Source organism: Kitasatospora sp. NPDC048545 (assembly GCF_040651155.1).
Taxonomy (GTDB): domain Bacteria; phylum Actinomycetota; class Actinomycetes; order Streptomycetales; family Streptomycetaceae; genus Kitasatospora.
Map to the genome: position 1 here is coordinate 1 of NZ_JBEZIQ010000044.1, position 12,381 is coordinate 12,381.

The 12,381-nt window shown below is 72.7% G+C and carries 3 protein-coding genes and 1 pseudogene; 3 read left to right on the forward strand and 1 reads right to left on the reverse strand.

The window, feature by feature from the left end; genetic code table 11:
* The first annotated feature begins 17 nt into the window (after positions 1 to 17).
* The gene (locus tag AB0D10_RS32670; RefSeq protein ID WP_360262638.1) at positions 18 to 7,862 is read left to right on the forward strand and encodes an amino acid adenylation domain-containing protein; all 7,845 of its coding nucleotides are present in this window, start codon (positions 18 to 20) and stop codon (positions 7,860 to 7,862) included.
* Between the two features lie 240 nt (positions 7,863 to 8,102).
* Positions 8,103 to 8,662 (forward strand): annotated as a pseudogene (gene cysD / locus AB0D10_RS32675) (sulfate adenylyltransferase subunit CysD); the annotation flags it as partial.
* Positions 8,663 to 8,918: 256 nt separating this feature from the next.
* Here cysD and AB0D10_RS32680 read toward each other — a convergent pair.
* Positions 8,919 to 11,558 (reverse strand): Ig-like domain-containing protein, encoded by a 2,640-nt coding sequence (locus AB0D10_RS32680; RefSeq protein ID WP_360262585.1) that lies wholly within the window; start codon positions 11,556 to 11,558, stop codon positions 8,919 to 8,921.
* A gap of 466 nt (positions 11,559 to 12,024) precedes the next feature.
* Here AB0D10_RS32680 and AB0D10_RS32685 point away from each other — a divergent pair, with 466 nt between their 5' ends.
* The gene (locus AB0D10_RS32685; RefSeq protein WP_360262586.1) at positions 12,025 to 12,372 is read left to right on the forward strand and encodes a VOC family protein; all 348 of its coding nucleotides are present in this window, start codon (positions 12,025 to 12,027) and stop codon (positions 12,370 to 12,372) included.
* Positions 12,373 to 12,381: the final 9 nt, after the last annotated feature.

The window sequence follows — 12,381 nt, forward strand, 5'->3', positions numbered from 1 at the left end:
GGCGGGCGGACGGGAACATCGAGTACCTGGGCCGCACCGACGACCAGGTCAAGATCCGTGGCTACCGCATCGAACTCGGCGAGATCGAAGCCCAGGTGGTCGCCCATCCGCTCATCGCGCACGGCGCCGTGGTCGTCCGTGAGGACGTGCCGGGCGACAAGCGCCTGGTTGGCTACGTTGTGCCCGAACCCGGGTTCGACGCGGCCTCCGTCCGGACCGATCTCGCCGCCGTGCTGCCCGACTTCATGGTCCCGGCGGCGATCGTGGCGCTGGACGTCCTGCCACGGACGGTCAACGGCAAGCTGGACCGCCGGGCGCTGCCCGCGCCGGAGTTCACCTCCCTCGCGAGCGTCTACCGCGCGCCCGGCACCGAGCGCGAGCAGGTCGTCTGTGAGGTCTTCGCCGAGGTGCTGGCCACCGAACGGGCGGGCGTGGACGACGACTTCTTCGAGCTCGGCGGCCACTCGCTGCTCGCCGTCTCGCTCGTGGAGAAGCTGCGCGCCCGGGGCGTCCCGGTGGACGTGCGGACGCTGTTCACCTCGCCGACCCCGGCCCGGCTCGCCGCCGCGACCCAGGCAGGACAGTCCCGCACCGTCGTGGTGCCGCCGAACCTCATCCCGGCCGACGCCACGCACCTCACTCCGGACATGTTGCCGCTCGTCTCGCTCACCCCGACCGAGATCGACCGCATCGTCTCCGCCTTCCCCGGCGGCGCGGCCGACATCGCCGACGTCTACCCCCTCGCCCCGCTCCAGGAAGGCATCTTCTTCCACCACCTGCTCGCCACCGACGGCCAGGACCCCTACGTCCTGCCGTCGCTGCTCACCTTCGACTCGCGCGAGCGCCTCGACGCGTTCCTCGGCGCGCTGCTGTTCGTGATCGACCGTCACGATATCCTGCGCACCGCGTTCTTCTGGCAGGGCCTGCCCGAGCCGGTGCAGGTCGTCGCCCGCCGGGCCGAGCTGCCCGTCGAGACGGTCGAGCTGAGCGGCGAGCAGGACCCGGTGGCCGAGCTGCATGCCGTCTGCCCGGCCCGCATGGACATCGGCACCGCTCCGCTGCTGCGCGCCTTCGTCGCGGCCGAACCCGGCAGCGGGCGCTGGCTGCTGGCACTCCAGCGGCACCACCTGATCAACGATCACACCGCCCTCGACGTGCTGATGTCCGAGATCCGGGCGGTGCTGGAGGGCGAGGCCGGCAGCCTGCCCGCGCCGCTACCGTTCCGCGACTTCGTCGCGCAGGCCAGGCTCGGCCTCTCCCGCGAGGAGCACGAGCGCTACTTCGCCGGCGTGCTCGGCGACGTGGCGGAGCCGTCCGCGCCGTTCGGGCTGCTGGACGTGCGCGGCGACGGCAGCGCGGTCGACCGTGCCCGCCTCCCGCTCGCCCCCGAACTGGCGGCCCGGGTAAGGGAGCAGGCACGCGAGCTGGGGGTGAGCCCGGCCACGCTGTTCCACGTGGCGTTCGCCCGCGTGGTGGCCGCGACCGCCAACCGTGACGACGTCGTGTTCGGCACGCTGCTCTTCGGCCGGATGAACGCCGGCAGCGGCGCCGACCGGGTGCCGGGCCTGTTCATCAACACGCTCCCCGTGCGCCTCGACACCGCCGCGCACACCGTCGCCGACGCGGTCGGCGCGATGCGCGGGCAGCTCGCGGACCTCCTGGTCCACGAGCACGCCCCGCTCGCGCTGGCCCAGCGCGCCAGCGGCATCGCCGCCCCCGCACCGCTGTTCACCGCCCTGCTCAACTACCGCCACGGGCGCGGCCACAGCGACGAGCCTGTCGCCGACCTCGGCATCGGTCTCGAACACGGCGAGGACCGCACCAACTACCCGCTCACCGTCTCCGTGGACGACCACGGCACCGCGCTCAACCTCTCCGTGATCGCCGTCGCGCCCATCGACGCGGCGCTCGTCTGCACGCTGCTCGGCACCGCCGTCGAGGGCCTGGTGACCGCACTGGAGACCGCGCCGCACACCTCCCTGCACGCCGTCGACGTGCTCGACGACGCGCTGCGGGAGCGCATGCTGGCGGAGTGGACCAAGCAGCCCGTCCGTATACCCGTCGCCCCCCTCCCCGAGCTCTTCGAGGCGCAAGCAGCGCGTACACCCGGGAACGTGGCCGTCTCCTTCGACAGCACCGGTGCCGACCGCGTCGAGCTCACCTACGCCGAGCTCAACGCGCGGGCCAACCGCCTCGCCCGCCTCCTGGCCGACCGCGGCGTCGGACCGGAGACGCTGGTCGCCGTCGCCATGCCGCGCTCGGCCGAGCTGGTAGTCGCCCTGCTCGCCGTCCTCAAGGCCGGCGGCGCCTACCTGCCGATCGACCCGGACTACCCGGCCGACCGCATCGCCTACATGCTCGACGACGCCCGCCCGCTGCTGACCCTCACCACCGCGGGCAGCGGTGAGACGCCCGGGGAGTGCCTGGTCCTGGACGACCCCGAGACGCGGCAGCTGCTCGCGGCCGTCTCCGACGCCGACCTGACGGCGGACGAGCGACGCGGCCGGCTGCTCCCCGAGCACCCCGCCTACGTGATCTACACCTCCGGCTCCACCGGCCGTCCCAAGGGCGTGCTGATCCCGCACGGCAACGTGGCCCGCCTCTTCGGCGCCACCGACGGCTGGTTCGGCTTCACCGCCAAGGACGTGTGGACGTGGTTCCACTCCTTCGCGTTCGACTTCTCAGTGTGGGAGCTGTGGGGCGCCCTGCTCGTCGGCGGCCGCCTCGTCGTGGTCCCCTCCGACATTTCCCGCGCGCCCGCCGACTTCCACGCGCTGCTGGTCCGCGAGCGGGTGACGATCCTCAACCAGACCCCGTCCGCCTTCTACCAGCTGATGCAGGCGGACGCCCAGGACCCGGAGCTCGGCGCCCGGCTGCGGCTGCGCGGTGTCGTCTTCGGCGGCGAGGCGCTGGACCTGCCGCGCCTGCGCTCCTGGTACGCGCGCCACCGCGACGACGCCCCGGTGCTGGTCAACATGTACGGCATCACCGAGACCACGGTGCACGTCAGCTACGCCGAGCTGGACGCCGCGCTGGTCGGCGGCGCAGCCACCGGCAGCGTCATCGGCCGCGCCATCCCGGACCTGCGCGTCTACGTGCTCGACCCGTCGCTGCGGCTGTGCCCGCCCGGGACGGCCGGCGAACTCTACGTCGCCGGCGCCGGCCTGGCCCGCGGCTACCTCGGCCGCCCGGCCCTGACGGCCGACCGCTTCGTCGCCGACCCCTACGGCACGACGCCCGGTGAGCGCATGTACCGCACCGGCGACGTGGCGCTGTGGAACCGCGACGGCGAGCTGGAGTTCGTCGGCCGTGCCGACGACCAGGTCAAGATCCGCGGCTTCCGCATCGAGCTGGGCGAGGTGGAGAACGCGCTCGCCGCACACCCCTCCGTCGCCCAGGCCACCGCTCTTGTCCGCGAGGACGTGCCCGGAGACAAGCGCCTGGTCGCCTACGTCGTCCCCGCCGCTGTTCCGGCCCTGCCCGACCCGGCCGAGCTGCGCCGCCACGCCGCCGAGTCGCTGCCGGACTACATGGTCCCGGCCGCCGTCGTGCTGCTGGATGCGCTGCCGCTGACCGTCAACGGCAAGCTGGACCGCCGGGAGCTGCCCGCTCCGGAGTTCACCGCCGCCGCCGGGTACCGGGCGCCGTCCGGTACGCGTGAGGAGGTCCTCTGCGAGGTCTTCGCACAGGTCCTCGGCGTCGAACGCGTCGGCGTGGACGACGACTTCTTCGAGCTCGGCGGCCACTCGCTGCTGGCCGTCTCCCTCGCGGAGAAGCTGCGCGCACGCGGCGTCCAGATCAACGTCCGGGCCCTGTTCTCCACCCCCACGGTGGCCGGGCTCGCCGGCACGGCGACGGTCGCCGAGGTCGCGGTGCCGCCCAACCTGATCCCGGCCGACGCGACCGAGCTGACGCCGGACATGCTCCCGCTGGCGTCCCTGACGCAGCCGGAGCTGGACCGGATCGTCTCCCTCTTCCCCGGCGGTACCGCCAACATCGCCGACGTCTACCCGCTGGCGCCGCTCCAGGAGGGAATCTTCTTCCACCACCTGATGAACGCGGGCGGGCACGACGTCTACGTGCTCCCGACGGTCCTCGCGTTCGACTCCCTTACCCGCCTGCACGGCTTCCTCGGCGCCCTCCAGACGGTCGTCGACCGCCACGACGTGCTGCGCACGGCGGTCGTGTGGGAGGGCCTGCCCGAGCCCGTGCAGGTCGTCGCCCGCACGGCGCGGATCCCCGTCACCGTCCTCGAACTCACCGGCTCCGGCGACCCGGTGGCCGAACTGCACGCCGCGTGCCCCTCGTCCATGGACCTCGGCGCCGCGCCCCTCATGCGCGCCCACGTCGCCGCCGACCCGTCCGGCGACGGCCGCTGGCTGATGCTGCTGCAGCGCCACCACCTCACCACCGACCACACCGCGATGGAGGTCCTGCTCGCCGAGATCCAGGCCGTCCTGGCCGGGGAGGGCGACAGCCTCCCGACCCCGATCCCGTTCCGCAACTTCGTCGCCCAGGCCCGGCTGCGCGTCACCCGCGAGGAGCACGAGCGGTTCTTCGCCGAGTTGCTCGGCGACGTCACCGAGCCGACCGCCCCGTTCGGCCTGCTCGACGTGCGCGGCGACGCGGCCGAGGTCGCCGAGGCCCGGCTGCACCTCGCCGACCCGCTCGCCCGGCGGCTGCGCCGCCAGGCCCGCCGCCTCGGCGTCAGCCCGGCGACGGTGTTCCACGTCGCCTGGGCCCGCGTGGCCGCCGCGACCTCCAACCGGGAGGACGTGGTCTTCGGCACCGTCCTGTTCGGCCGCATGAACGGCGGCTCCGGTGCGGACCGGGTCCCCGGGCTCTTCATCAACACCCTCCCCGTCCGGGCCCGCACCGCGGGCGTCAGCGTCACCGACGCGCTCGCGGCGATGCGCGGGCAGCTCGCGGACCTGCTCGTGCACGAGCACGCGCCGCTCACCCTCGCGCAGCGCGCGAGTGGCATCGACGGCACCGCTCCGCTGTTCACCTCGCTGCTGAACTACCGTCACAGCGGTGGGGAGGGAGAGTCCGGTCGCCCGGAGGGGCCGGCGGGCATCGAGTTGCTGCTGAGCCGGGAGCGCACCAACTACCCGCTCACGGTCTCCGTCGACGACCTCGGCAAGGGCTTCCGGCTCACGGCCCAGGCCCTCGCCCCGATCGAGGCGGAACGGGTCTGCCGACTGCTCCACACGACACTCGACGCGCTGGTCGACGCCCTGGAGAACGAGCCGGGTACGGCGCTCGCCACCGTGCCGGTCCTCGACGAGGCTGAGACGCGGCAGGCCGTGGACGCCGGGAACGGCACCGCGCGCGAACGCCGCCTCGGCTCCGTGCCCGAGCTGTTCGCCGCCCAGGCGACACGCGCGCCCGACGCGGTCGCGCTCGTCGGCGACGGCGGTGTGACGTGGACGTACGCGGAGCTCGACGCCCGCGCCAACGCCCTGGCCTGGCGCCTGCGTTCGGAGGGGGTGACGGCGGAGCGCGCCGTCGCCGTGCTCATGGAGCGCTCACCCGAGCTTGTCGTGGCCCTCCTCGGCATCCTCAAGGCGGGCGGCTGCTTCGTCCCGCTGGACGCCAGGTACCCGCTGGCGCACCGCGAGGCGATCGTCGCCGAGACCGGCGCCGCGCTGGTCGTCACGGACGTGGCGCTCGGCGCGGAGGCGGTGCAGCTGGGCCTCCCGGTGGTCCGGGTCGGCACGGAGCAGCGCACCGACGCGCCGCAGAGCCCGTGCGACCCGAGCCAGTTGGCGTACGTGATGTACACCTCGGGGTCCACCGGCCGCCCGAAGGGCGTCGCGGTCACCCACCGCGACGTCGTGGCGCTCGCCACCGACTCCCGCTTCGCCGGGGAGGCGTTCGAGCGGGTGCTGGTGCACTCGCCGCACTCCTTCGACGCGTCGACGTTCGAGCTGTGGGCGCCGCTGCTGGGCGGTCGTTGCGCGGTCCTCGCCCCGGCGGGCGAGGTCACCGCGTCCACGGTGCGGCGGATGGTGGGCGAGCACGGCGTCACCGCGCTGTGGCTGACGGCGGGACTGTTCGCCCTGGTCGCCGAGGAGGAGCCCGGCTGCCTGCGCGGCGTCGCCCAGGTCTGGACCGGCGGCGACGTGGTCTCCCCCGTCGCCGTCGGCCAGGTGCTCGCGGCCTGCCCCGGCACCGCCGTCGTCAACGGCTACGGCCCCACCGAGACCACGACCTTCGCCGCCACCCACGCCGTCTCCGCAGCACCCTCGGACGCCCTGCCGATCGGCCGCCCCCTGGACGACATGCGGGCCTACGTCCTCGATGCGGGCCTGCGCCCGGTGCCCGCCGGCTGCGTCGGAGAGCTCTACCTGGCCGGCGCCGGCGTGGCCCGCGGCTACGCCGGACGCCCGGGCCTCACCGCCGAGCGGTTCGTCGCGGACCCGTTCGCCCCCGACGGCGCGCGCATGTATCGCACCGGCGACCTGGCGCGCCGGTCCACGGACGGCCTGCTGGAGTACGCGGGCCGCGCGGACACGCAGGTCAAGCTGCGCGGTTTCCGGATCGAGCCGGGCGGGATCGAGGCCGTCCTGGCCGCCCACCCAGCGGTCGGCCGGGCGGCGGTCGTCGTCCGCGAGGACACGCCGGGAGTCAAGCGCCTCGTCGGCTACCTCGTCCCGGCGGGGGAGGTGGCGACCGACGCGCTGCGGAGGTATCTCGCCGAGCGCCTGCCCGAGTACATGGTCCCCTCCGCGCTCGTGGTGATCGACGAACTCCCACTGACCGGCAACGGCAAGCTCGACCGTCGAGCCCTGCCCGCCCCCGAGAGCCCCGTCAGTGCGGGCCGTGAGCCGAGCACCCCGCAGGAGGAGGTGCTGGCGACGCTCTTCGCGGAGGTACTCGGCCTGCCGAGGGTCGGCGTGGACGACAGCTTCTTCGAACTCGGCGGCCACTCCCTGCTGGCCACCCGCCTCGTCGGCCGCATCCGGGCGAGCCTGGACCAGGAACTCGCCCTGCGCGACGTGTTCGAGGCCCCCAGCGTGGCCGCGCTCTCCGAACGGCTGGCGACCGGCGCCGAGTCGGGCGAGAAGTTCGCCGAGCTGATGCCACTGCGTCGTGGGGGCACCCTGCCACCGCTGTTCTGCGTTCACGCGGGCTACGGCGTCGGCCTCGGCTACAGCCGCTTCCTGCCCTACCTGCCGGACCGACCCGTCTACGCCCTCCAGGCCCGCAGCCTGACCCGCTCCGACGGCCTGCCCGCGACCGTCGAGGAGATGGCGGCGGACTATGTCGCCCTCATCCGCGAGGTCCAGCCGCAGGGGCCCTACCACCTGCTCGGCCACTCCTTCGGCGGCCTCGTCGTCCAGGCCATGGCCACCGCGCTGGAGGCGATGGGCGAGGAGGTCTCCCTGCTTGCGATCCTCGACGCCTACCCGTACGCCGACTACACGGTCAAGGGCACCGAACGGGACGAGCAGGAGACCCTCGCGGTATTCCTCCAGATGTTCCAGGCACCCGCCGGTACTCCGGACGGCACGCCCGGCGGGGCGCCGCTCACCCGGGAACAGGTCATCCGGATACTCGTCGAGAGCTCCTTCAATTCCTTCTCGGCGCAGGACCTCCTCGCCATGGGTGAGGCATGGGAGCGGCACGTCGCGATGATGCGCTCCTTCGAGCCGGCCCGCTTCACCGGGGACGTGCTCTTCTTCACCGCTACCAGGCAGCGGCCCGAGGGCACCCCGTCGTCCTCGGCCTGGGCCCCGCACACCGACGGCACGATCACCGACCTCCACCTGGACGCCACCCACCACGGCCTGATGGACTCGCAACCCGTGGCGAAGATCGCCCGCGCGATCCTGACGTACCTGGAGGCGCGGGACTGAGCCCATCCGCCGCCACGAGCGGACCGGGGCGAAAGTGCCGACACTCGCCCCGGCCCGCCCGGTCGCGCCCGCGACGGCGGATGGTGCAGGAGCCTGTCGCCTGTTCATCAGCCCTGAAGCGCTCGCAACCCGTGGACCACGCACTGCCAGTCTGGCTCGTGCCCGCGCCGTCATCAGCCCCGGAGGCGGTGGCCAGCGCCGGCGATCGGTAGGCTGCGGTTGTCTTGACGGAGGCTCGCGGACGCGATCGAGAGCAACCGCTTCGACGCCGTCTTCGGCGGCGGCCGCCGCGACGAGGAGAAGGCCCGCGCCAAGGAGCGCGTCTTCTCGCTGCGCGACGAGTTCGGCGCCTGGGACCCGCGCCGCCAGCGCCCCGAACTGTGGAACCTCTACAACGGCAAGCACGCCGTCGGCGAGCACGTCCGGGTCTTCCCGCTCTCCAACTGGACCGAGCTGGACGTCTGCAGTACATCGAGCGGGAGAAGATCGAGCTCCCGGAGATCTACTACGCCCACGAACGCGAGGTGTTCTCCCGGGGCGGCATGTGGCTCACCGCCAGCGAGTGGGGCGGCCCCAAGGAGAACGAGCCGACCCAGACCCGCCCGGTGCGCTACCGCACGGTCGGCGACATGTCCTGCACCGGCACCGGCACCGGCACCGTCGACTCCGACGCCGTCGCGATCGCGGACGTGATCGCCGAGATCGCCGCCAGCCGCCTCACCGAGCGCGGTGCCACCCGGGCCGACGACAAGATGTCCGAGGCCGCCATGGAGGACCGCAAGCGCGAGGGGTACTTCTAACCATGACGACCGAACGCCACACCACCGACGGCGCCCCGTCCGGGGCCGGTTCCGGTCTCGGGGCAGGGCGGGTTGGGTGCACTTCTCGCGGCGTTCGTCGGACCCTCGCGGTGTTCGTCGGACCTGGGACACCATGCGGGTCTTTCGATGGTGTCGAGCGGAAGCCGATCGGCTGGAGTGCCTGACGGACGTGGCGTGGGAGGCCAGTCGGGCCGACCTCCCACGCAACCGTCCCTCTCCATGGTTCAGTTCGGGGTCAGAGGTTCGCGCACTGGCCCGTCCGGATGCCGGTCACGGTGTTGGGGTGTCCGCCGTTGGTCGGTGGCGGGACGTTGCCGGAGCAGGAGAGCGAACCGAGGATGGTGTTGCCCTCGATCTCGGCGCGGTCGTCCTCGGGGAAGGGGCCGGTACCGGTCGTGCCCTGCACCTGGACCGAGCCGCCGATGTGGTTGGCGATGAGTTCGGCGCCGCTGTGGTTGTCGGCCAGTGACACCAGGCCGGTGATCCGGTTGCCCGCGCAACCGTCGTCGCCCGGGTCCCCGATCACCACGAAGCCGGTGGCGTGGGAGACGGCGACCGAACCGGTGATCGTGCTGCCGCAGACTCCGAGCCGGGTGCCGTCAGAGGACAGGATGCTGCCCTTGACCGTGGAGTTGCTGACGAACAGCGCGCCACCGGAGGCACCTTGCACCGTGCCGCTGACCGTGGCATCGACGATGCAGGTGCTGCCGCTGCCCGCGACCACCGTGCCCGCGACGGACCCGGTGATGGTCCGGGTGCAGCCGACCGTCTGCGTGACGGACTCCAGCGGGCCCGCCAGGTAGTTGCCGTCGCCGCTGTACTGGGCCGTGACGGTGTGCGTTCCGGGGAGCAGGTCGGCCCAGCCGAACCGGGTCTGGGCGCAGTTGGTGCCACCGCCCGGCGACAGCGTTCCGGTGCCGAGCGGCGTGCCGCCGTCGCGGAAGGTCACCGTTCCGCTGGGCGGGGTCGCCGGGTCGGCGCTCCCGCCGGCGGGGCAGACCGTGTCGGTGAAGGTGACGTTCTGGCCGGCTGTCGACGGGCCGGAGGACACCAGGGTCGTGGTGACCGGCGCCTGGTTGACCGTCTGGACGAGCGTCGTGGCGGTACTGGACGCGAAGTCACCGTTGCCCCCGTAGACGGCGTCCACGGTGTGCGGGCCCGGGCTCAGGGTGGCGATGGCGGCCGAGGTCGCCTGCCCGGTCGTGGTGTCCACCGGTACCGGTCCGCCGAGCGGGCTGCCGTCGACCCGGAAGCTCACCGTGCCGCCGTCGGGTACGGGCGCGACCGTCGCGGTGAAGGTCACCGGCTGGCCGTACACCGAGGGGTTGGCCGAGGAGGCCGACGTGGTCGTGGTGGTCTGCGGGACGGTCGTGAAGAACATCGCGTGGATCGGCGGCGCCGGCAGGGGCGGGGTCGCCCCGTTGTCGTTGCCGGGGAACGCGCCGTAGAAGCGGTTGCCGACCGCTCTGAGGACCTGGTAGTCGCCGAGGACGCGTTGGTACGCGGTGCCGTCGTTGGTGAAGTCCGACTGGAACGTCCTCAGGACCTGGTCGGTGAAGGTGACGCCGTGGTCGACGCTCCTGGCGAGATGCGCGGCGAAGGTCGGGAAGCCGTTGCCGTTCATGCCCTCGTAGGTGGTGTACAGGACACCGACCGTGCCGTCGTCGAGCACCGCGACCGAGGGGAGCGCCGCGTTGGTCGAGGCGGACACGTTGTATTCCGTACCGACGGTGAGGCTGCCGTGGCCGTCGTCGGTGAGCCGTCGCATCCTGATCTGGTTGTTGCCCGAGACGTCCGCGCCGTAGGCCACGTACACGTCGCCGTTGGACGGGTCGACGGCGGCGTGGTCGATGCCGCCGAGCAGCGCGTTGACCGTGCCGAACTTGTACGTGACGCCCTGGTGGGTGTCGGCCGTGGCCACGGCGAGGCCCTGCCCCGTCGGGCCCAGCGGCCAGGTCGCCCCGCCGTCGGTCGACCGGTTGATCCGGTAGGTGATGTTCTGCGGATCGCCGAGGGTCCCGGGGGTGGTCTGGGTCTGGAAGAGGGCGTAGACCGCGCCGTTCCTCGGGTCGGTCGCAAGACGGATGGCCCCGCTGGTGTTGGTGTCGGTGACGACGGGGCCCGGCGACTGGTCCTGGGTGATGTTCACCGGGTGGGCGTTGTGGGAGACCGCGACGCGCGCCTCTGCGGGCGTGCTGCGGAGGTCCTCGTACGAGACGTAGACGTCGTCCTGGTCCGCGTGGTCCCGGTCGCGGTTCACCCGCAGCCAGGGCTGGTCGGCGAAGACCCGGTTGCCGCTGGTGATCTGTGTGCCGGTGGTGGCGTCGGGTCTCCAGGCCCAGGAGGCGGGGCTGGTCGGGTCGCTGGTCGAGCCGGTGACCACCCTGGCGCCGGTGCAGCCGTTCATGGCGGTGTTGAGCGTGCAGGTGAGGAAGGCGCCGTAGAGCGTTCCGTCGCGGCCGAAGTCGATGCTCTGGTCGGCCGGTGCGAGGGCGCCGGCGTCGGCGAGGCCGGGCGGTGGGGGGATGGACGCGTAGTTGGTCCAGGTGCTGCCACCGTCGACGGAGTAGAGCAGATCGGCGGCGGTGCCGCCGTTCCACGTCGTGTCGAACCGGGTGATGGCGATCCGGTTTGGATTGGAGGGGTCGACCGTGATGGAGGGCTCCCTGCCACCGGTGCTCATGGCCGATCCGGTCGCGTCGACGACGGTCAACGGCGCGAGGGACACCGCCCGGTTCGACCGCGCTGCAGCCGGGGCGTCGCCCGCCCGGGCCTGGGCAGGTAGGAGCGCGAGCGACGCCGAGGCCAGACAGAGCGAGACGCCGGTGGCCAGGACGCGGCGTGGGATTCCCTGCGGGATTCTCTCAGGTGACACGAATGGATTCCTTTCATCGGATCAGCAGACTTGCTGTCAGGGTTCCGACAAGTGAGGTGGCGAGAATCCCTACGACTCCGAGTCCCACTCGCGCGGAGGCACGCAAGCGCGACGCATGCGGTTCGCGGTTCGCGGTGCGCGGAACCGCGGCCCAGTGGTCGTGCTGCGGGGGATCCGGGACGGATCGGGAGGCAGGCCGCATGGTCTGCCGGCCGGCGGGTTCGCCGTCGTCACCCCGGCCGGCCCGACAGGGCGGCACCGGACCGAAACCGGTAGCGGAGCCGTCGCCCACCCGACACCCGGGCGGGTCGAGCAGCTACCTGTGTTGCGAGTGGCAGGGATCAGTCCTCGGCGTCGGTGAACCAGGGAAGTCGTCGGGGGTACGTATCCGGGTGATGCGCCCCGGGGCGGGTCGCCCTGGTACTCCTGGGGGACAGGACAGGTTCGCTTTCGTCTGGAGTCGTCGATGGCCGTTCGCCGTGTCGTGCCCAACATCCGGTCGCAGGCCGTGCAGGAGAGCCGGGAGTTCTACGGCCTGCTGGGCTTCGAGGAGGTCATGAACCACGGCTGGATCATGACGCTCGCCTCCCCGTCCAGCCCGGCGGCGCAGATCAGCGTCATGGCCGAGGACAGGACCGCGTCGGTCGTCCCCGACCTGAGCGTCGAGGTGGACGACGTGGACGCGGCCTACGCGGCCGTGCGGGAGAGCGGTGCGGAGATCGTCCACCCCTTGCAGGACGAGGAGTGGGGCGTGCGGCGGTTCTTCGTCCGCGACCCCAGCGGACGGGTGGTCAACGTGCTGGGCCACCGCTGACGGGCGCTC